Source organism: Fusibacter sp. 3D3 (assembly GCF_001748365.1).
GTDB lineage: Bacteria > Bacillota > Clostridia > Peptostreptococcales > Acidaminobacteraceae > Fusibacter_A.
The window spans coordinates 188,778-210,070 of the sequence record NZ_BDHH01000004.1; the positions used below are offsets into that span (position 1 = coordinate 188,778).

Consider the following 21,293-nt stretch of genomic DNA (forward strand, 5'->3'; position numbering starts at 1 on the left):
AGATAGGGTGATGGGGCTATTCATTACACCCTATATTGAACCACTTACTTCAAACGTTTTAAAACTTCACACAAGAATGCATACACACGCTCTGTGGAGGATATGCTCAATTTTTCAAACGGGGTATGCACATCATAGAGATTTGGTCCTAAAGAAATCATATCGATATCGCCTACTTTTTCTTTTAAGAAGCCACATTCAAGCCCCGCGTGAATCGCATCTACTTTGAGTTCTTTATTGAACATTTCGCCATAGACTGTTTTCATCAATGCTCTGATTGGAGATTCTAATTTAAATTGCCATTCTGGATAATCCGACTCTAAGGAGTTCTTAGAACCCGTCATTTCACTTATGATTTCAAATCTTTCACTGATTTCTAGTTTTAAAGAATTAACAGAACTTCTTACCGAATTGGTTAACTTTAAAGTAAATTCCGTTTGTTCTAAAACGCCTAAATTATTTGAACTCTCCACTAATCCTTTAATGCCACCACTCATGGTCTCTACACCAAATGGCGCCAATCTAATGATATTGGCAATATCTCTTGCGGATTTTTCGGTCATAACCATTTTAGGGGTCTCCACTTCGCTTAAGACGAGCTCAATGCCACCATCTGTTGCTAAAAATTCATTTACAAACATCTCTTGAAGCAATGGCACCAACTGTTCCAAAGTTTCAACATCCGCTCTTCTCACTACAAATGTCATTTCCGCTCTCTTTGCAATAGCATTCATCTTTTCGCCACCTGAAATCTTTGCCATTTCAAATTTGAAGTGTTTTTCAAATGATTTTAAAACTCTGCCCATGAGTTTAATCGCATTTGCTCTATTTTTGTTGATCTCTATACCTGAATGTCCACCGTTTAAGCCTTGAATTACAAGTTTAAAACCCTCATCTAAAGTCGTCTTTTGAGTTTCAAAAGGATATTCAATAATATTGTTGACGCCACCTGCACATGAAGCTAAAAGCGTGCCTTCTTCTTCTGAGTCAATGTTGATCAAAATATCGCCTTTCACATTTTCTGGTTTTAAAGACATCACACCATCCATACCCGTTTCTTCAGCAACTGTAAAAAGTGCCACAAGTGATGGATGTTCCATAGTTTTAGACTCTAAAATACTCATGGTCATCGCCACAGCGATCCCATTATCTGCACCAAGCGTCGTTCCTTTTGTCTTTATAAAATCGCCATCGATTACAAGCGGTATCGGTTGGCTGTTGAAATCAAATTCTAAATCATCCGTCTTGACACAAACCATATCCGTATGACCTTGTAAGATTACAGTCGGCCCATTTTCATAACCCGGAGTAGCTGGTTTCTTGATAATAACGTTATTCGAATCTTCTTTAATCACTTCGAGCCCTAGATTTTTGGCAAACGAAACAAGATAATCTGCCACGGCACCTTCATTTCCGGATTCTCTTGGAATTCTTGTGAGTGCTTCAAAATTTTCAAAAACGCTTTCTGGTTGTAACCCACTTAATACATTTCCCATTATAAATCTCCTCCCTGTACCCAACGATAAGTTTTTTGTTTGCCTTCGGTGATCAGACCCTTGCTCATCATTTCTGTAAGAATTGTGTCCAAAATGCCAGTGGGATCGTTGACCACTGCTTTTTTCTTACTCCAAAACAAAGATGCTTTTGTCCCTTTGATCATTTCTGAAAGTTCAACATAGCTTAAAAAATCATTTTTTTTGAAAGCTTTACGTACTTTTTTTTCGCAATTTTGCATCAAATCACCGACAAGCTCTTCCGATTGCCTTTGCTTTTTAACATATCCCCATGCCATTAAAAACGTCATAGCCATTGCAAATAGTATTATTTCGAATAAAATAGTAAGCATCTTCAAAATCCTTTCGGTATCCTAATTATCACACTTTTAAGATTCCTTTTCAAGTTTAATAAACGCATTTTCGCCATTACAACTCATTAATATCATTTGATAATCAGTATTACCATTTGACTCATAGATCTATGCTTAAACCCATTACCGTCACAAATCTTTCAAAATAAATCTTTTAACTGAATATATGCAGAAATTGAATACATTTATAATATTTCAAAGTAGCTTGAAAAAATATATATTTAATGTTATTATCAAGGAGGTTAGCCAACTATTTCACAGGAGGATAATATGTCAAAAAAATCACTATCATTAGTATTAATCATTTTACTTATGTCAACTATCGTTAGTCAAAGTTTTGCATTATCAGTCGGAGACACAAAAGTTGTAGGTGGGGATTCTATCGATTTAAAATCGATGGATAGATATTGCAATCAATTACTTGGTGCCGCAACTGCAAAAGACGGTTCAGTGTTTGTAGCTATTCTGACAGAAGCATTTAAAGTTAATGCTATAGGTACAATATACGGTGGAACTATGATGATGTTGAAAAGCCAAATGATGGAAGACTATATATATTTTAATTCGGTTCGATCAAATATGATTCAAAACGGATATGAAACTGTAAAAATTGTTTACCATCTGGAATATAAGAAGTCAACTATCGGACGCGAGCCTTTCTTCGGATGGTGGCCAACATCTAGAAGTGCTGTTTACTATAAATAGAATTTTATCGGTATCCAGACTTTAAAATTTACTTAGCGCATTTTTAATCAAAATTTACCACTTAACCTAGTCAGTTTATCATCACTAATTTAATCAAATAGATAGGTAGTTAGGCTAATCATCATATAAAATGCGCTCTCATTTAATTTTCAAACGAGAGCGCATTTTTATAACCGTCCATAAAGTTTTGTCATATGTTTTATCTGCTCACTTAATCCCTTTGTCAAATCCCGATCCGAAATTCTATAAACCCAGTTTCCACCAAGTGTGGATGGCGTATTCATTCGCGCTTTGGAATCAAGCCCTAAAAAATCTTGCATTTGAGCGATCGCCAAATAAGCCGTTGAAGACCAAATTCCTCGGATAAAGCCCCAGTTATACCCTTCGTGCTTGTCGAGTTTAAGATATTCCACTGCAAACTCCCGATCGGATTTCATCACATGGTCCATCCATCCCATTATCGTGTCATTGTCATGAGTGCCTGTATAGGCGATACAATCTTTATCGAAATTATGTGGTAAATAATCACTTTCCTCACGCGTATCAAATGCAAATTCCAGCACTTTCATTCCAGGAAATCCTGTGGCTTTTCTGAGTTCAATCACACTTTCAGTTAAAAAGCCCAAATCTTCAGCGATGATATTCACATCGCCCAGTTCTTTTTGAATTGCTTCAAATAATTTAATGCCCGGCCCTTTAACCCATTTGCCATTTTCAGCCGTTAAATCCCCATAAGGAATTTCCCAGTAAGCATCAAAGCCTCTAAAATGGTCAATCCTAATCATGTCGAAAAGGTTTAAACTGTAATCGATTCTGTTGATCCACCACTTGAACGCGTTCTGCGCCATATAGTGCCAATCATAAATAGGATTCCCCCAGAGCTGACCTGTAGCAGAAAAAGCATCCGGTGGACAACCTGCAACACAAGTGGGTCTCCGCTTGGCATCTAGTTTAAAATACTCTGGGTGCGCCCAAACGTCCGCACTATCCTCTGCTACGTATATTGGCAAATCTCCAATGATTTGGATATTTTTGCTATTGGCCACTGCTTTAAGCGCAAACCATTGCTTGAAAAAGAAATACTGTGTAAAGATCCAAAAGTAAATTTCAGACTCGTGCGTTTTTTGGAACGCTAAAGCGGCTTCTGTGCCCTTATTTTCGTAACCCTCTGTCCAATTTGTCCACGACTGATTGCCATTAAACCCTTTGAGCGCCATGTAGAGCGCAAAATTCTCAAGCCAATCTCCTTCAGCTTGCAAAAAGCGATCGAGTTCGTGTCTCAGTTTAATCTTGGCATTTTCATACGCCTCTTTTAAGAGCGGCATTTTATAGTCATACAACTTTTTATAGTCAATTTTATGCTTGTGATTTCCTAAATCCGCCTTTTCAACTTGCTTTCTATCTAAATACCCCAGTTGAATGAGTTCATTAAGATCTATAAAATAAGGATTTCCTGCATAAGCAGAAAAAGATTGATAAGGCGAATCACCGTATCCAGTAATCCCAATCGGTAGTATTTGCCAATAACATTGCCCAGAGTGCTCTAAAAAATCAATGAAATCATAAGCCCCTTTACCAAAATCACCAATGCCATAATCACCTGGTAGTGATGATATGTGTAATAAAATCCCACTACTTCTCTTCTTCATAGTATCGCCTTCTTTCTATTGAGGTTTTTCATATTCATATTATCTTTCAACTATTTTGGTTTCTATTATATAGTGATTGACTTTGGATGTGTTTTTTAGATTTTCGATCAACAACTTAGAAGCTTTATATCCCAACATCTCTGAGTTGATATCAACCGACGTCAATAAGTTCTTATGAAACTCATTCATAGAGATATTGTTGAATCCAGTGACTCTAACCGCCTCTATGTCATGGGTTTCAAGATAGTTTAATGCACCATGCCCTAGGAGATCATCTGTGGTCACAATAGCGGCGGGCATTCCTTTGGAAAAGATCTTTTCACAGGCCACATAACCACTGCGAATTGAAATTTCTGCCTCGTGAATTACCATTTCAGGTTCGATAGAGATTCCTCTGACATTTAGGGCGCTTCTAAAGCCTTCAAAACGATCCTTAGAAAAATTATAAGCCATGCTGCCACCAATGTATGCAAATCTATCGACGCCTTCATTTACCAAAAGATTTACCATATTGTACATCGCTTGAAAATTGTCATTATCCACCCACAAGGTATGATCTGCCTTTTCAGGACGACCAATTACCACGAAAGGAAATTTTTCGTTTTTTAAATATTCAATGCAGGCATCGTTCTCCATCGTGGTCATTAAAATAATGCCATCCACTAGGTTAGAATGCACGTAGTCCTTTAAAAACTTCAATTCCTCTGCTTCATTTCGCGTGTACGTGTACATGATATGATAGCCACTTTTTTGCGAATAAATACTGATCCCACGCATTGCTCTGATAAAAAAAGGATTATCGAACAAATCCGTTTCAGAGTTCGGAATAATGAGCCCTAAGGTATTCGTTCTACGGTTTGCCAAGCTTCTTGCAATGGCATTGGGCCTATAATCAAGCGCTTCCATTGCTTGAAAAACTCTCTTTCTAGTTTCTTCAGATATACTTGGATTGTTGCTAATTACCCGCGAAACCGTTGAGGGCGATACACTTGCAATTTTAGCAACATCTTTAATCGTAATTGGCATACTAACATCTCCTAATAACCACTTGGTTTTAAATTATATCTATATAGTATATCAAATATTTGTACATCTGAATAACACTAATATTCTTACCCAAATATAAAGCGCATTCACAGCCTATTTTATAGCCCCTTGAGTAATTCCTTTGACGATATGCTTTTGCATCAAAAAGTAAAATATGACAATCGGTAGCATGGCAATCACAAGCCCTGCAAGCGCAAGATGCCATTTTTTACTGAACTGACCAAAGAAGTAGAACATTTTAAGGGGTATCGTCTGCCATCCTGGTTTGTTAATTACCAATTGTGGCAGCAGAAAGTCGTTCCAAATCCACATGACGTTGAGTATACCCACTGTAACCGTAATTGGTTTTAAAAGCGGCAATACAATATACCAATAAATCTGAAAAACGTTACACCCGTCAAGAAGAGCTGCTTCCTCAAGTTCAAGTGGAATGCCCTTGATAAACCCATGATAGAGGATGATCGCAAGACTTGATCCAAACCCAATGTACATAAAAACAAGTCCACCGGGATTTAAAAAGTGTATTTTCCCCATCAAATTGATGAGTGGCAACATCACTGATTGAAACGGAATGAGCATAGCCGCTGCAAATACATAGTAAAGGATTGCAGAAGACTTTGATTTCGTTCTGACCATCATCCATGCCGCCATAGATGCAAGTAATATAATCATCAAACAGCTGCTCACTGTGATCATCAACGAATTGGAAAATGATTTTATAAAGTCCAGTTTTTCGAAAGCATCTACATAATTAGAAGGATTGAAGTATTCACCAAAAGGCAGTCGCATGATGTCGATGAATATCCCTTTTTGAGTTTTAAACGAATTGGTCAACACGATATAAAAAGGTGACAGAAAAACCAAAGCTAAAAACCAGCTTATAATAGCTAATACAATCTTGATACGTCTTTCTGATTTCATTAGAGTTCCACCTCCTTACTCTTCGTCAAGTAAATCTGTGTGAGTGTAATTGCTGCCACAGCAAGCAAGAAAATCACTGCTTTTGCCTGTGCATATCCAAGCTGATTTCTCGAAAAAGCAGTCTGATAAATATTAAGTGCCATCATTTCTGTGGAACCATAAGGGGCCCCACCCGTAAGCGCTAAATTCTGATCAAAGAGTTTGAAAGAATTGGATAAAGATAAAAACAATCCCACAGTAAATGCAGGCATGACCATGGGCACCGTTATAAATTTCAACCTTTGTAAGCCATTTGCACCATCAATTTTAGCCGCTTCTATCAAGGATTCTGGAATACTTTGAATCGCAGCGATGTAGATAATCATCATATATCCCGACATTTGCCAAGACATGAGGATCACAAGTCCCCAAAATCCTGTGGTCGTGGTGGATAACCAACCTTCAAGGAACGGTAAATTAAAAGTGCTCCCAATATTGTCAAATGCCTTTACGAAAATAAATTGCCAAACAAAACCTAGAATTAGGCCGCCAATGAGGTTGGGCATAAAAAAAACACTTCTTTGAAAATTAGCGCCTCTCAACCCTTGAGTTACAAGCAACGCCAATAAAAATCCCATTATATTAATTGTAAATACCGATAGGATTGCAAAGGTCGCTGTCAATTTAAATGCTGCAAAAAATTCTGGATCTCTAAATGCTTTTCCATAATTGCTAAGGCCAATAAAGGTCACTTCGTTAGAGATCCCATTCCAATCCGTAAATGAAAAATAAAACCCTCTCAGCATAGGAATAATCACTACAATGAGAAATGCTAAAAATATAGGTCCTACAAAAATCCAAAACCCTAATTTGGATCGTTTCATGATAAGCCTCCTCGTAAAATGATCTGGTTATCATCATTGTCCGTCTAATCACTTATCGCAGGTTGAAGACTCCTGCTCCAAGCTGGACGAAAAGTAATGATCTATTGTAAAAAAAGTGGGGGACTAGGCCCCCACTTAAATGACATCATTATCTCATTTCTACCCATTTGTCTTTAGCGGTTTGAATGAGTTCTTCCCATGTGGTTTCACCCGCATAGTATTTTTGAATTTGCTCACCGAGGACACTTTGACCCCAATCGGTAGGATAACCCATGAATACCCAAGGCATTGTTTTGCCTTCACTTGCGAATCTTAGAATATCTTGAGCCAGTGGATCAGCAGGTTGAACATTGTCATAACCACTCATCGGCGGAATGAAGAACATTTCATTTACAACGATTTTTTTACCTTCCTCAGAAGTATAAAGCCAATTTAAAAAATCTTTAGCGGTTGCTTTTTTAGCTGCCTCTGAATCTTTATTGATCGCCCAGTACATAGGAACGCCTATTGCAATTGAGTCTTCTTTAACACCTTTTAGAGGAATTGGTAAAAATCCTAAATTATTAGCAACATTTTCATCAATTGCTTTTACACCGCCGTAAATCCAGTTGCCTTGTTGAATTACTGCAACTCTTTCAATTGCAATACCTTCATCAACTTGAGTAGAATAATCCACAGCATTTAGTCCAGAAGGTTTTGCAGCATTTGATGAATATTTAGCCATCAAGTCAATATACGCTTTTAAAGCATCTGCATGTTTAAACTCGATGCTCGCCGCATCAAAAGTCTCAATAGCGCCTGCAAATTCACTTGCAAATGCAATATTTGAAGCATGTAATCCAGTTACCCAAGTCTCTTTTGCTGCATATTCAACAGGTGCTTCAAGTAATGGAAACTGTTCTTTTAATGCCCCTGAATCTATTTTAGTTTGAATGATCTGAAGTGCTTCTTCAAGCGCATCAAATGTTGTAAGGGTTGTTGCATCAACACCTGATGCTTCAAAGATTGCTTTATTATAAGCAAGACCATATCCTTCAATGTTATAAGGTAATGCATACACTTTACCTTCTACTGTAACACCGGATAACACGCCATCAAGCGGCAATCCTGCCCATGGTGCGTCTGTCAAATCTTCTAACTTATCCATCCAGTCCTTAACATCTTGTGGACCACCGACGTCATAGATGTCGGGTTCATTTCCAGATTGAAATTGTGCTCTTAATGCCGCGCCATAGTCATCCCCACCCCCTACTGTTTGCAGGTTTATCTTGACATTTGGATGCTCGTCTTCATAAAGTGCAATGGCATGATTTAATGCCTCTACGATTTCGACCTTAAATTGGAATATGCTAATTTCCACAGGCTCTACAGTTTGATCTGGGTTTGCAATTTGATCTGGGTTTGCGGCCTGTTCCGAAGTACCATCAGCAGTCTTTTCCGTAACGGGCACTGTTTTAGCACCACATGCTGATAATGAAAATACCATGACTAAGATTAATAATAAGCTTAATATTTTTTTCATTTGAATCCTCCCCTTGAGTCTAAATGAGGTCACTTTTATGCAACCGTTTTCATTAAATATTATATTATTTGTGCAACTGATTGTCAATTTTATTCTTTTATTATTTTTTATTGCTTTGGTCAATAAAGAACAATCCCCTTAAAAGCTTACTTTTCAAAGCTTTTAAGGCGATTCATAATTTAAATATCTATTTGACTACATTTTAAAATTCACAAATATCATGCAAACGTTTTCGTGATTTGTTCAAAATTTTACGCTTTCAAGCTACAATATTGCCTTTCTCGCACGCATCTTTACAACTTTACCCTATCGATAATTTTACGATAGATATCAATCAAGTAAGGTTCATTGGAATGTGCCTCTAATGCCGTAACAGGCACCCACTTAACGCCGCTGTTCTCATCCGGTTTAACAACAAGCGCCTCGTTTTCATCCGCTATGAGCACATACGTGATATTTAGATGTAAATGAGCAGAGACATACCGACTTCCTTTTATATGACCATATACAGGAAGGATATCTATTGAAATAATTTCTTCTGAAAAGGGTTTTATGGCTTTCACGCCAGTTTCTTCTATCGCTTCCCGAATGGCGACTTCTAAAAAATCTGCGTTACCATCTACATGTCCCCCTGTCCACGTCCACGTCTTGTAAATATTATGATGAACCATTAAAACTTTACTCAAATCCGCATTCATAATCAACCCAGAACTTGTCAAATGCGCTACTTGATTTTCACGAGTGAGGATGGTTTTAGGGTGATGCGCTATAAATTCTAAAATGACCAACCGATCATTTATTTCCTGTTCATTGATCGGTTCAAACCTTTGTATCCCTTTTAAATACTCCATGTTAATCTCCTTAAGCTATCCTTTTCGACTTTTGACACTTTATTTTTTTGTTTTTACAAAATTGTCACAGTTCTCTAAGTATAAACCGTTGACAAAATGCAATTTATTTGATAAATTATTAACAAGTAATCTATCTTATCTTTTGATTGTTTTGACTTTTAATAGATGAGATTCATACAACATTCAACCTAAGGGCTAAGAAATATCTGAACTCAAAGGAAGTAGTGACCTTTTTATATGGATTCCCATTACTTTCACGTGCTCTTAGAAGCATTTTTTTATTTTTTGGGAGGTCATATGAATTCTATTAAAAGCTTAATTGACACTTTATACGATACGGCAAATTTAACGGATGATCAACTGTTAATGATATTAACCGAAATAAAATCAACCGAAGACCTGCAATATCTTTTCGACAAAGCCGTTTCTAAAAAAGCATCCCATTATAAGGATGCCGTCTACATGAGAGGTCTCATTGAATTTACGAATTATTGCAAGCAGAACTGCAACTACTGCGGCATCAGAGGCCTCAACACCACCGTGGATCGCTATCGACTTGACAAAGATATGATCTTATCCTGTTGTAAAGAAGGTTATCAATTAGGCTATAGAACCTTTGTATTGCAAGGAGGGGAAGATCCCTATTATACGGATGCACGCTTAGTTGAAATTATAAAAGCTATAAAAATTCAACATCCAGATTGCGCCGTTACGCTTTCGATAGGTGAACGTTCTAGGGAAAGCTATGTTGCGCTTAAAATGGCAGGTGTGGATCGATATCTTCTAAGACACGAAACCGCTTCTAAAGAATTGTATGAATCTTTGCACCCAAATATGAGTTTTGAAAATAGAAGAGAATGTCTCTACACATTAAAAGCGCTAGGCTACCAAGTTGGCGCTGGCTTCATGGTTGGCTTACCTAATCAAACAGATGAAGACCTTGTCAAGGATTTAAGATTTTTAAAAATATTATCTCCCGAAATGATTGGCATCGGTCCATACATTCCCCATGAACACACACCCCTTAAAGGGGCACATGGCGGTACTGTGGAAAAAACCCTAATCTTGCTTGCATTGACGCGCTTACTCGTTCCTAAGGCACTGCTCCCATCCACTACAGCAATGGGAACCCTCGATCCCAAAGGACGCGAAAAAGCACTCAAAGCTGGTGCAAATGTGGTTATGCCCAACTTATCTCCTACTGATGTCAGAGAAAAATATGAACTTTATAAAGATAAAATTTGTACAGGTGATGAAGCCGCGCATTGCAGACAATGTATTGAGGGCAGAATTAAAAGTGCTGGATTCTCTGTAGACATGGGAAGAGGCGATCATGCAAATTTCAAATCGGAGCACTCTTCAAAGGCGCTTTTTACCATTGTCGAGTAGCCTTTCGCAAACATGCGTTATATCTATATGTGCGCTTTGAGGGCTTGTTGATTTTTTATGGCATTCCCCAATTGTTCTGATAAAAATGTCATAAGTTCGATATCTTCATTTGAAAAGACATGACTCCTAAAGGCATCCATATTAATCAGTCCATAAAGTAGTCCATCAACCATTATCGGGGTACTCAGGGTAGAGCGTATCGGTAAGTTTTCACTATTTTTTAGAATTTCAGCAAAACCATCCGTAAATTTTTCTTGAATATCATTGATGATAATCGGATTAGAAAACACCCCATTTGTCACTTTATAGACAAACGACTTTTCGAATTCAATTTGATAAGAATCCGCTTTATCTCGATCATAGCCTCTACAAGCAATCACCTTTAATTTTGAATCTTCCACTTTTAAGATACAGGCAAGATCAGCATGCGTAATGTGAGTCATCATATGCGTCAGCACGTATTCGAAGAGGTCAATCATCTCCATCTTTTGAAGCATCAGGGGATTCAATTTGATCAAGATGTCTTTAACCGCCGATAATTTTTCAATCCGCTCTTCATTTCTTTTGCGCTCAGTGACATCAAAACCTGTGATCAACACACCGCTTGTGTCCACAGTGGTAAATTTAACATTTAGCCAAATCTGAACATCATTTGAAAGTCTAAGCGGAATTTCTCTCAAGATTGTGCTTTCTGATGTTTTTTGCGTCGCTCGATACGAAGCATGTAACCGTCCGTATGCTTCTTCAGTAAATATTTTTTTGAAATCACTCATCACTTGAACAGAATCAACTCGAATGCCGTAATTATTGTAAAGCCAATGGTTGGAATAAACCACATGATCTTCTTCATTCATGAGAAAAATAGCTGCATTTATAGCACTTGTTAAAGCTCTAAACTTCGCTTCCGCTTCTTCGATATTCATAAGGTGAATCGATTGCTTTAAGAGCTCCCCATTTAAGTGATAATTGGCGACGTTGAGTTCATCCATAAGTTTTTCTTGCTTTTGAGTCAATTGAATGCTTCTATGATGTGCAAAATACCGATCTCTACCAAAGAATGTCGCCAAAACAGAAAGCAATAAAACCAAAGCAATGCTAAAAATTTTGTCGCGTTCATTAGTGCCATTATAAAAAAAGCCCATCAACAGGGTACTCCCAAGTATGCCCATCGGAAAAAGTAACCTTACGAAATCCAGTACAAAATAATAAAGTATAAAAACCATCAAGGTAATCATCAAAGCAGATTGTACAGAACTCGGAGACATGACGAAATCAAAAGCCCTTGTAATCATTAAAAAGATCAAGAATCCCTCTACCCAAAATGTTTTTTTGCTGAATTTCAAAGCGATTAAGAATATCAGAATGCCACCAAAGACGATTTCATTACAGAAACTCCCCGCCATACCCGCATGCAATCCACTAGCAAATGAATAAAAAAACAATTGAACAAGTAAATAAATAACGCCGAAATTAAACACTGTATTTCGATCCTGTATATTCATGTGTTCATCTGCGTCTGCACTAATTTCTATGCCGAGAATTGATCGCAATTTATCTCTCATAAAGTCACATCCCTTTCTTCTGTTTAATTGCTATAATGCATTTATACCCAAATTGGAGATTATGTCACTATTGGTCACAATGCTGTAGTTCACGGATGTACGATAGAAGACCACTGCCTTATCGGCATGAGTGCCACCATTTTCTCTTGTGCTCAGCGTTCCTGGGAAAGTAACAAAAACATTAGAGACAGACATTTCAGCGGTTCATGCGCAAGCCATTAAATACAAAACATTATGGACGGAACGCTATGGGTTTTTAAAGGATGCCGGTGGCGAAGTATACCAAGGCGAAAAGATCATCTAATAGAGTCTGTTGATAAAATTTTTATAGACATTTTATCTTAATTTTAATTCTCTTCTTACTGAATACATGTTAAAATAGTAATTGTATTAGCTAAAAGGAGTGTGCAGAATGAGTACAACAAGTATGATCATTATTGGTGTGATTTTAGTCTTAGCGATTGGCGGCGCTTTCGCATTGTATCAATACCAAAAAAAGAATCTAGAAAAACTATTTACACAAGTCTATGAAACGTCAAAGCAAGTGCCTAAGCAAAAGAAAAACAGTTTTCAATTGTTGATGTTTAAGGAAGCCATGTCCGCATCCCTTAAAAAATCTAAAAAAGCACCTAGTTCTAATCCACTTAATAATCCTAAATATATTGAAATTCAGATGATGCACATGTCAAGAATTCTCAAAGACACTTCAAGTGTTAAGGATAAAAAAGTTAAAAGGGCTCTTCGCCTGCTTAAAGATTATCAAGCTTGGGAAACAGCACAAAATGCTAAAAACAAACAGGCTTCCCAATCCAAATCATCGTCAAAGCCTCAGAAAAACAACTAAAACGAAGCCCCTGTCAGTTCATGACAGAGGCTTTTTTTTGCTTTTATACTGAATCTCTATTACTCATTGATTAGTCCCGCTTTGATTAAAAGGTTTCTAAGTGCTGCTAAAGTTTCTGCATGCGTTAAATTCTCTTTTAATCCCAAATCATGATCGGAACGCCCTACAAAGACCTTCCCATCCAATACACTTTGAATATACGGTTTTGACCAATTTGAAACACTTTCATTGTCTTCGATTTTAAAACCTGAAGATCCAGCAATCCCCTCATAATTTGCAAGTTCCATTGCCTTTGAAAATAACACCATGGCTTCTTCTCGTGTTATTTCACTGTTTGGTTTAAAAGAACCATCTTCATAACCACTGACGAATCCCCAATGGCTTGCTAGTGCAATTCCAATAGCGTTCTGATCCGTCTTTTTAATATCTGTAAATGTAGTTTCAAAGTTAGCATCACTTCTGTAAAGTCCAAGCGCTCTAACCATATAGGTGGCGAATTCTCCTCTTGTCACATTTTGATCTGCATTAAATTGATCATAATTCACAAGAATGAGGCGCGATGCCATATCATTCACTGTTGATTCAGACCAATGTCCCTCCACTGAATTCACAGTTATCGGATTGCTGATCACAGAATAAATTGAATTGGTTAAAGAATTAATTTCTGCATATATTTTACCATTTTCAGTGTATACTCTTGTCGGTACTTGATTGTAGGTACGCTCAGGATCAAAGACAATCCCAGTGGTGATATCCGAGATATTTACCCCCTCTGGCATTTCAAATCCTCTTTTTACATACTGTTTGAAGGTGTCAATGGCAACGGTCTCAGTCGTCCCATCATTTCGAGTCACAACTGCAGATACTTTAAATTGAGTAGGTGGCACCATTATTTTTCCATTATTGTCCCCTATTTTTTGAGTGATCTCAGCTTGTTCTGCTGTGGTGAAATGATCCAGCTGAATATAAAACTGAATACTTTTCAAATTATCTTGAGCCACTGCGAGCCTACTTGCAATTGCATCTACGGTTAATTCTTCCGCTGGAATTCTATAAGTTTTATTGCCCGCATTAATCAAAATATCAAATTTATTTTGATCCATTTGTTTTACCGTGGCGCCGTTAAGACCAATTACGGTGGAATCTGCTGTCGTATCTTGTACATTAATCGTCGCCAAGTTTCTAATAGGTGTTTGTGAACCGGCTGCTGTTTTGAGCAACTCATCCAGTACCTTTTGCATAGACACATCATCTATTATCACTTTTACTTTAGATTTACCATTTTCAATCGTTCTTGCTTCATTAGAAACTTTTTGCTTCACACCATTGACTTCAACCATTGCATTATCAATAACGGCTCCAGAAGAAGACGATGATCCTCCTCCACTAGATTTATCATCATCGTTGCCCCCTGATGATTGTACCACGACATTAACACTTGCCTTTAAGTTATTTGGATTTAAATAGTCGCTTGACGATGCGATCGTTCCCGCGAACACGTAGGTGCCAGCAGTATTGCCCTCATATGGTGGTGTACCGCCGTCCCATACCACAGCTGCACTGCTTGTGGTTGAATTGCTCAAACTAAACGAAACCGTCGCTGGCAATCCCACTGCACTGAGCACTGTGCCATTTGGCACTGTGATGACGTTTATCGCACTCATGGTTGTGATCGTTGGCATTACAGGAGATGCCACTACAACATTAACACTTGCCTTTAAGTTGTTTGGATTTAAATAGTCACTTGACGATGCGATCGTTCCCGCGAACACGTAGGTGCCAGCAGTATTGCCCTCATATGGTGGCGTCCCGCCGTCCCATACCACGGCTGCACTGCTTGTGGTTGAATTGCTCAAACTAAACGAAACCGTCGCTGGCAATCCCACTGCACTGAGCACTGTGCCATTTGGCACTGTGATGACGTTTATCGCACTCATGGTTGTGATCGTTGGCATTACAGGAGATGCCACTACAACACTAACGCTTGCTTTTAAGTTATTTGGATTGTAGACATCATGCCCTAAACTCAAAGCGCCACTAAAAGTATACGTCCCTGCAGTATTGCCATCATAAGCAGGCGTACCACCATCCCATACCACTGCTGCACTGGTGGTGGACGGGGTTGAATTACTCAAATTAATCGAAACTGTCGCTGGTAAAGCCACTGCACTTAATTCAGTTCCGTTATCCACATGGATTGTCGAAAGCGTTCCCACACTGGTCACACTGACGATGTGATTTTTAACGGACAAATTTGAAAACGCATCAACCTCTGTACTCGTGCCCTGCTCAACAAGGTTATTCGTCCCTGTTTTCGTGTAACTCACCTTTACCGCTGTATCTGTAGATTCAATATTAGAATCTAAAGTTAAATCAATCACCGAACCACTGACCACTGCACTTATCACTTGAGGATTGGATGAAACGCCACTCAATGTAAATGCAGATGGATCTGCTGGGCCATTGACCATATCATATAATAGCGTTATTTTTACATGAATTCTATCTACTGTATCCGCATAACCCAAGATTCTATTGACACTCGTGCTATTGGAAGTAAAATAAATACTCCCGCCAGTATCAACTTGGGTCCCCCAAGGCGTATAGGTTTCAGTACTATAGGTTTCAATTTTAGTGCCTGATAAGTCAAATTTTTGAATTGATTTATCCGTTGCCGAAGAAACATACACATAACCGTCTTTTCCTACTGAGGCCCAGTACGGAGAATTTACACTTGCAAAATCCGATTGCACACCACTTGAATCCACTTTTACGATTTTATTATTTCTTTGATCTGCTATATAAAGATTATCGTTCACATCAATGCCCATACCAATAAGCGAGGTCGAATTTGGTGTTGATCCAATTAAAAAAGTTGTGAATACAGCACTATTAGAACCATCTGCATCCATTTTGTATATTTTACCATTAGTATAATCCGCTGCATATATTTTGTCGTTACTGTCCACAACAAGGCCCGTCATTAACCCAAGACCAGTACCCTTAAGAATCGTTTTATTGCCTACCAAATCGATGCTTGCAATTTTTTGGCCCGAATGTTCCGCTACAATCAAATTCCCACTGCTATCAAAAGCAATCCCTACTGGTTGGGACACATTTGTCGTCACCGTCGTAAGGTTAGAACCATCTTTATCCATCTTGACGATCTTGTTCCCACTATAATCAGAAACATATATTTTCTCACCTGGTCCAATGATGATTCCCATTGCCCCATTTAACCCCAAAGCGATCACTTCACCTGAATAAGGCACCACTGCATATGCCAATCCCCCTGTCAAGAAAAGCGTCATACACAACATCGTCGTTACAAGTAACAAACTTATTTTTTTCATTCAAATCCTCCTGTGATATACTATAACTTTTATGCATAAAAAGACAAGCTCTATCCCCATCTTTTATAACCCTATTCAAATTTTAATTAAAGCAAAAACACGGCACTCACAATCCTCACAGCAATCGCGTAGCAAAGTGCGAAGACCAGCACTACCGCTGTATTACTCACTCTTGTGATTTCAATGGGCTCTGTACCCTCTTGATTCACTGGAAAATAAGCTTTATAGCTCAATCCGTAATCCAACAAATTGGAAAGTATTGTTAAAATAATCGTATATTTAAAAAGCTCGCCTATCCTATCGAGCATTTCATTTAAGAGTGCCCTTAGCAAGATCGGATCAAACATCACATCTACGAACGTGCCTTCAGCGACTTTAAGACCCAAAATGCCTAAAACAATTAATACTGAAAATAACACAAAGAGCTTAATCGTCATACTATAAAAGCGTCTACCAATCGCACTTTCTGATAAAAGTCCTTTTTTCATAGGAAAAAAATAACCTCTATACTCATGTGAGTACTCTTTCACCGATATTTTTGCCACGTCTTGGCTTAACAGGTTGCGAATACTGTCATCATCTTCTACTATAATAGAGGTATTAGGCTCTGTGCAGAGTTTTAAATAGCTATCTTTTCTTTCCTTACTGATGTCATCAATATGCAGCACCTCTCCATACTTCATATGTATGCTCAAAGCATAAAGGTTATGCTCTTGTTTTCTAACACTCATAAAAAACCTCCGTTGTTTTTGTTTCGTATCATTTATAACCCAATCAGCGCATGAATAAACATTAGAATTATTATAACATAACACCATTTAAATTCATATAAAGAAGACCCCCTCAAGACTAGGTCTTCTTTAATACACCTTTGTATATGATTAGAGTAAAACATCCGAATTTAAGGCTAAAGTATTGAGTCATTATAGCATATAAAGATTATCCTTTATATTTTTTTGCATAGAACGTCCAAAAAAAGACACCAAATGTTTTTAAGTGGTGTTCTGAATCTGCTTAAATGCTTCAAGTTCTGTAATAAAGGCTTGTTTTGTCTCTATCATTTCAATTAAAACATAATACGAAATAGAACTGGTTATGAGCTCACTGGTTACCAATCTGCCTTTTATGTCTACCAAAAGTGCATAAATAGATTTCTCAATCTCAATAGCATAATCCAACAGAATCTTGCGGTCCCTAATCTGAGGCGCCGTGAAAAGCCGTGAAAACTGATTTACAAGCGAAGAAATTTTATCATATGTGCCAAAATCAATAGCCTCTGCCATCTCATCTGTGATATTGGCGATCATATTTTGGTAGTGTTTGATATCTGTATCTACCGCTATAATCATCACTTGAACCATCATTCTGACTCTAACATCGCCACTATTTTCTTTAATTTTTTCATAAATAGCTCGTTTTTTCTTTGCAACCTCAATGCCTTTGCTCAAAACATCTCTAATGTCATACATATAAACACCGTCCCTGCTAAATTTCTATGCCCAATATTATTTTGACTGTATACCCATAATCAAAGCGTATACTCAGTCCGCTTCGCTACCTTCGTAACACTTGCACAATCCTATCGGATTGCATTCAGTGGAAGTTTGGACTCCCACTGAATTAGGAATATGAACCCCCACTTAGAGAAGTGGGGGACATCTCCTCAAGGGTTATATCACGAATATATTTCGCTATAACTATGGATACCCAAAATCCATACAGATATCTCCAGCACAAAATCTTCATCACAAAAAATCCAGTCTCTTTAGTATGCACATAATGACACATACTAAAGAGACTGGACCTTAAAACTATTTTCAAAAACTTCACGGGTTAAAGTGTGAAAAGTCCGTTTCGCATAAACCCTCTAACTTTCATTTTATATATTGTGATCTAAAGTTATTTTGGATTCACTTGAATCTTGAGATTCCAAAACAACACGCATACAATGCCATCCCAAAGTGCCACACTTCACACGTGCAGGCATCTTTTGAAGCGATGCAAAGATCTGTGCATCCTCTAAGCTTTCAAGCGCCTCCGCTGAAAGTTCATGCCCTCTGATCATTTCTAAATAGTCTTTTACAAGTTGATTTGCATCTTCTACAGATTTTCCCTTAACCAAATCAATCATAATAGACATCGCTGCTGTGCTGATGGCACAACCATTCCCCACAAAGGAGGCATCTTTTATGAACCCTGCTTCCACTTCCACTTGGAGCGTCAGATCATCCCCACAATTAGGATTGTGTCCACGCTCCACATGTGAAGGATGATCAAGCAAGTGCTTGTTGTGTCCCTCTTTATTGTGATACATAATAATTTCTGTATAAATCGAATCAGTCATCATATCCAAACACCTGCCTTACTTTATAAAGTGCTTTCACCAAATCGTCCACATCGCGTTCTGAATTGTAGATGCTATAGCTTGCTCGACACGTTGCCGTTAATCCCAGATGTTGCATCAATGGTTGAGTGCAGTGATGACCAGCTCTAATAGCAATGCCGTGATCATCTAAAATAGAAGCCACATCATGTGGATGAATGCCTTCTACATTAAAGACCACAAGCGCGCCACGATCGTTCAAGGTTTCCGGCCCATAGATCGTGATGAAAGACAGTTCTTTTAACCGCATCATCATATATTGTGTCAGCTTATGTTCATGCGTTTTAATGGCATCCAGTCCAATCTGTTCTATAAAATCAATCGCCGCTACTAATCCTTTCACACCACTGACATTTTGAGTGCCTGCTTCAAATCGCTTAGGCACTGCTTCATAGGTCGTCTCGAAACAAGTGACATATTCAATCATATCACCTCCTGTTAAAAAGGGTGGCATCTTGTCTAACAGTTCATACTTGCCGTATAGAACACCGATCCCCTGAGGTGCAAACATCTTATGTCCTGAAAAAGCAAGAAAATCTGCATCTAATTCAATTACATTTATGCGTTCATGTCCAGCCACCTGTGCCGCATCAATTATGGCTATCGCCCCCATTTCATGTGCTTTCTTGATCAATTGTCGGGGTTCCAATTTTGTCCCTATACCATTGCTGACCCAAGGAAAAGTCACTATTTGGGTACGCTCATTTATTTTTTTAAGTTCTGTCTCTGGAAGCTTTCCTTCTTGATCTACCAACAGATAGACCAGCTTTGCACCTGTCTTTTGAGACACCACTTGCCAAGGCACAATATTGCTGTGATGCGATGAAATCAAAATTGCAATTTCATCCTTTGGTTTTAAAAAGGTCATCCCATAACTATAAGCGATCAAATTCAAACTTTCAGTCGTATTCTTCGTAAATACAATTTCTCTCGGATCAAGGCCTCCTATAAAAGCCATCACCTGTTGTCTGCCCCCCTCGTAAATTTCAGTTGATTTTACGCTGAGTTGATGTGCACCTCTATGTGGACTTCCATTTTCAGACACCATCTGATTCTGTATTGCCTCAACAACGCTCAAGGGCTTTTGACTCGTTGCTGCATGATCGAGATAAATCAAATCGGGATGCACCCTGAAAACTGGAAAATGAGCTCTATAAGCACTTTCTAAAGCCTTTTCGTTCATGCTTAACCTCCAATCACAAACCTCTATCAACACACTCTTCTGTCCACTTCATGAGCTACTGTCACTCTAAATGCCTCATAAGGTACATCGCTTAAAATTTCCTCAAAAGAGGCTTTAATCACCAACTTTTTAGCTTCTATTTCAGAAAAACCTCGGCTCATGAGATAAAAAAGTTTATTGAGATCAACCTGTCCAACACTGGCAGCATGTGCCCCGATGACATCGTCCTCAGCACACATCAGCGCAGGGATAGAATCCGACTTGATGTTATCTCCAAGGAGCATTACAAACTCTTCTTCTTTGCCCACGGACTGACTCGCTCCCGTTTCAAAGAACAAATTGCCCCTAAACACTTTTAACGCATTTGAATCCAGTGCGCCTTTAGATAAGATACTGGAGTTTGACTTTTTCCCACGGTGATTCATCGTAAAGGATAAGTCTAATTTCGAATCCTGATCTCCAAAATAAATACTTTTAATATGGCCTTCACTATGTCTGCCTTTTAAGTCAAATTCATGGCTAATGGCTTTAAATTGGCTCCCCACTTGGACATCAAAAACATCCACTACAGCGCTCTCTTCCACACTTGCAAACACTTGATCAAAATGATAGGCTGATTTATTTAAACGCTGTAATTTAAACACTCTCACGCGACTACCGCGCTTTGCAAAAATATGCGTCATGCCGTAATGTGCAGTTTGTTCAAGTGTGTTTTCCGATTTATTATAATCTGATTTTTCAACATGATAGTCTATAATCACATCTAATTTAGCCCCAGCTTCTGCAATGATCACATGATTATCAATCAGCGTATGTGTTTCGCCGCCTAAGACGTAGTGAATGTCCACCACAGGCGGCTTAAATGCTTTGGATGTGGACTTGACCACATAACCCGCATTGGCATAACCGTTTATATAATGTTTAAAAACTGGTCCAAGCTGCTTTTTAGCAGTAAACTCCAGTTGCGCTATCGAATCATCGCTGTCAATAGCATCGCAAAACGCTGTAACGTTAACATAATCTGAATCACTTGTAATAGAAGCTTCCACTTTATAATTCGGTTTTGGAAACAATTCATTCGGCAAAGATACACGATTCCAAACCGGCGTTTCCATTTTATTAAATGCATCTTGATGATGTTGTCTAAAATTCAT

The 21,293-nt window shown here is 38.2% G+C and carries 19 protein-coding genes; 4 read left to right on the forward strand and 15 right to left on the reverse strand.

Annotated elements, in window-relative coordinates; translation table 11 throughout:
• Positions 1-44 precede the first annotated feature (44 nt).
• Together F3D3_RS06690 and F3D3_RS06695 are read right to left on the reverse strand one after the other, a co-directional pair.
• Positions 45-1,496, reverse strand: a complete 1,452-nt coding sequence (locus tag F3D3_RS06690) for an aminoacyl-histidine dipeptidase (protein ID WP_069872351.1) — start codon at positions 1,494-1,496, stop codon at positions 45-47.
• Complete coding sequence (locus tag F3D3_RS06695; RefSeq protein ID WP_069872353.1) at positions 1,496-1,846, reverse strand: hypothetical protein; 351 nt, start codon at positions 1,844-1,846, stop codon at positions 1,496-1,498. Before F3D3_RS06695 ends, F3D3_RS06690 begins: the two co-directional genes overlap by 1 nt.
• Positions 1,847-2,137: 291 nt before the next feature.
• Here F3D3_RS06695 and F3D3_RS06700 point away from each other — a divergent pair, with 291 nt between their 5' ends.
• Positions 2,138-2,572 (forward strand): hypothetical protein, encoded by a 435-nt coding sequence (locus F3D3_RS06700; protein WP_069872355.1) that lies wholly within the window; start codon positions 2,138-2,140, stop codon positions 2,570-2,572.
• A 167-nt stretch (positions 2,573-2,739) separates the two neighbouring features.
• On the opposite strand, the gene malQ is transcribed toward F3D3_RS06700, so the two are convergent.
• The 6 genes from malQ to F3D3_RS06730 all read right to left on the reverse strand — a co-directional run bounded on the left by malQ (position 2,740) and on the right by F3D3_RS06730 (position 9,425).
• A complete protein-coding gene (gene malQ / locus F3D3_RS06705) occupies positions 2,740-4,221 on the reverse strand; it encodes a 4-alpha-glucanotransferase (protein ID WP_069872356.1) in 1,482 nt (493 codons plus the stop codon).
• A gap of 39 nt (positions 4,222-4,260) precedes the next feature.
• Entirely contained in the window at positions 4,261-5,247 is a 987-nt protein-coding gene (locus F3D3_RS06710) for a LacI family DNA-binding transcriptional regulator (RefSeq protein WP_069872358.1), read from the reverse strand.
• Between the two features lie 114 nt (positions 5,248-5,361).
• On the reverse strand, positions 5,362-6,189 hold the full coding sequence (locus tag F3D3_RS06715; RefSeq protein WP_069872360.1) for a carbohydrate ABC transporter permease: 828 nt from the start codon (positions 6,187-6,189) through the stop codon (positions 5,362-5,364).
• Positions 6,189-7,052, reverse strand: a complete 864-nt coding sequence (locus F3D3_RS06720; protein ID WP_069872362.1) for a carbohydrate ABC transporter permease — start codon at positions 7,050-7,052, stop codon at positions 6,189-6,191. The genes F3D3_RS06715 and F3D3_RS06720 overlap by 1 nt, the downstream gene beginning before the upstream one ends.
• A 148-nt stretch (positions 7,053-7,200) precedes the next feature.
• Entirely contained in the window at positions 7,201-8,574 is a 1,374-nt protein-coding gene (locus F3D3_RS06725; protein WP_084388870.1) for an ABC transporter substrate-binding protein, read from the reverse strand.
• A 293-nt stretch (positions 8,575-8,867) separates the two neighbouring features.
• The gene (locus tag F3D3_RS06730) at positions 8,868-9,425 is read right to left on the reverse strand and encodes an NUDIX hydrolase (RefSeq protein ID WP_069872364.1); all 558 of its coding nucleotides are present in this window, start codon (positions 9,423-9,425) and stop codon (positions 8,868-8,870) included.
• 306 nt (positions 9,426-9,731) lie between these two features.
• On the opposite strand from F3D3_RS06730, the gene hydE reads away from it, so the two are divergent.
• Entirely contained in the window at positions 9,732-10,814 is a 1,083-nt protein-coding gene (gene hydE, locus F3D3_RS06735; RefSeq protein ID WP_069872566.1) for a [FeFe] hydrogenase H-cluster radical SAM maturase HydE, read from the forward strand.
• A 23-nt stretch (positions 10,815-10,837) separates the two neighbouring features.
• Here hydE and F3D3_RS06740 read toward each other — a convergent pair whose 3' ends face one another.
• A complete protein-coding gene (locus F3D3_RS06740; RefSeq protein ID WP_069872365.1) occupies positions 10,838-12,376 on the reverse strand; it encodes a GAF domain-containing protein in 1,539 nt (512 codons plus the stop codon).
• A 130-nt stretch (positions 12,377-12,506) separates the two neighbouring features.
• Between F3D3_RS06740 and F3D3_RS24595 the strand changes: the two genes are divergently transcribed.
• Both F3D3_RS24595 and F3D3_RS06745 read left to right on the forward strand, forming a co-directional pair.
• Positions 12,507-12,680 (forward strand): hypothetical protein, encoded by a 174-nt coding sequence (locus tag F3D3_RS24595; RefSeq protein ID WP_242877099.1) that lies wholly within the window; start codon positions 12,507-12,509, stop codon positions 12,678-12,680.
• 108 nt (positions 12,681-12,788) lie between these two features.
• Positions 12,789-13,220, forward strand: coding sequence for a hypothetical protein (locus F3D3_RS06745; RefSeq protein WP_069872367.1), 432 nt, complete (start codon positions 12,789-12,791; stop codon positions 13,218-13,220).
• A 59-nt stretch (positions 13,221-13,279) separates the two neighbouring features.
• Here F3D3_RS06745 and F3D3_RS06750 read toward each other — a convergent pair whose 3' ends face one another.
• From F3D3_RS06750 to sufD, 6 genes are all read right to left on the reverse strand, one after another.
• Entirely contained in the window at positions 13,280-16,573 is a 3,294-nt protein-coding gene (locus F3D3_RS06750) for an Ig-like domain-containing protein (RefSeq protein ID WP_069872369.1), read from the reverse strand.
• Positions 16,574-16,659: 86 nt separating this feature from the next.
• Positions 16,660-17,304, reverse strand: a complete 645-nt coding sequence (locus F3D3_RS06755) for a hypothetical protein (RefSeq protein WP_069872370.1) — start codon at positions 17,302-17,304, stop codon at positions 16,660-16,662.
• A gap of 261 nt (positions 17,305-17,565) precedes the next feature.
• Positions 17,566-18,042 (reverse strand): hypothetical protein, encoded by a 477-nt coding sequence (locus tag F3D3_RS06760; RefSeq protein WP_069872372.1) that lies wholly within the window; start codon positions 18,040-18,042, stop codon positions 17,566-17,568.
• A gap of 410 nt (positions 18,043-18,452) precedes the next feature.
• Positions 18,453-18,920 carry a Fe-S cluster assembly sulfur transfer protein SufU gene (gene sufU, locus F3D3_RS06765; protein WP_069872374.1) on the reverse strand — a complete coding sequence of 156 codons (468 nt, stop codon included), beginning with the start codon at positions 18,918-18,920 and terminating at the stop codon, positions 18,453-18,455.
• Positions 18,910-20,139: a SufS family cysteine desulfurase gene (locus F3D3_RS06770; RefSeq protein ID WP_069872376.1), complete on the reverse strand. Its 1,230-nt coding sequence runs from the start codon at positions 20,137-20,139 to the stop codon at positions 18,910-18,912. Before F3D3_RS06770 ends, sufU begins: the two co-directional genes overlap by 11 nt.
• A gap of 26 nt (positions 20,140-20,165) precedes the next feature.
• Positions 20,166-21,293, reverse strand: a complete 1,128-nt coding sequence (sufD, locus tag F3D3_RS06775) for a Fe-S cluster assembly protein SufD (protein ID WP_069872378.1) — start codon at positions 21,291-21,293, stop codon at positions 20,166-20,168.

Coding starts and splice junctions, on each gene's coding strand:
- F3D3_RS06690 (WP_069872351.1), bottom strand. CDS start 1,496: ATGGGAAATGTATTAAGTGGGTTACAACCAGAAAGCGTTTTTGAAAAT.
- F3D3_RS06695 (WP_069872353.1), bottom strand. CDS start 1,846: ATGCTTACTATTTTATTCGAAATAATACTATTTGCAATGGCTATGACG.
- F3D3_RS06700 (WP_069872355.1), top strand. CDS start 2,138: ATGTCAAAAAAATCACTATCATTAGTATTAATCATTTTACTTATGTCA.
- malQ (WP_069872356.1), bottom strand. CDS start 4,221: ATGAAGAAGAGAAGTAGTGGGATTTTATTACACATATCATCACTACCA.
- F3D3_RS06710 (WP_069872358.1), bottom strand. CDS start 5,247: ATGCCAATTACGATTAAAGATGTTGCTAAAATTGCAAGTGTATCGCCC.
- F3D3_RS06715 (WP_069872360.1), bottom strand. CDS start 6,189: ATGAAATCAGAAAGACGTATCAAGATTGTATTAGCTATTATAAGCTGG.
- F3D3_RS06720 (WP_069872362.1), bottom strand. CDS start 7,052: ATGAAACGATCCAAATTAGGGTTTTGGATTTTTGTAGGACCTATATTT.
- F3D3_RS06725 (WP_084388870.1), bottom strand. CDS start 8,574: ATGAAAAAAATATTAAGCTTATTATTAATCTTAGTCATGGTATTTTCA.
- F3D3_RS06730 (WP_069872364.1), bottom strand. CDS start 9,425: ATGGAGTATTTAAAAGGGATACAAAGGTTTGAACCGATCAATGAACAG.
- F3D3_RS06740 (WP_069872365.1), bottom strand. CDS start 12,376: ATGAGAGATAAATTGCGATCAATTCTCGGCATAGAAATTAGTGCAGAC.
- F3D3_RS06745 (WP_069872367.1), top strand. CDS start 12,789: ATGAGTACAACAAGTATGATCATTATTGGTGTGATTTTAGTCTTAGCG.
- F3D3_RS06750 (WP_069872369.1), bottom strand. CDS start 16,573: ATGAAAAAAATAAGTTTGTTACTTGTAACGACGATGTTGTGTATGACG.
- F3D3_RS06755 (WP_069872370.1), bottom strand. CDS start 17,304: ATGAGTGTTAGAAAACAAGAGCATAACCTTTATGCTTTGAGCATACAT.
- F3D3_RS06760 (WP_069872372.1), bottom strand. CDS start 18,042: ATGTATGACATTAGAGATGTTTTGAGCAAAGGCATTGAGGTTGCAAAG.
- sufU (WP_069872374.1), bottom strand. CDS start 18,920: ATGATGACTGATTCGATTTATACAGAAATTATTATGTATCACAATAAA.
- F3D3_RS06770 (WP_069872376.1), bottom strand. CDS start 20,139: ATGAACGAAAAGGCTTTAGAAAGTGCTTATAGAGCTCATTTTCCAGTT.
- sufD (WP_069872378.1), bottom strand. CDS start 21,293: ATGAATTTTAGACAACATCATCAAGATGCATTTAATAAAATGGAAACG.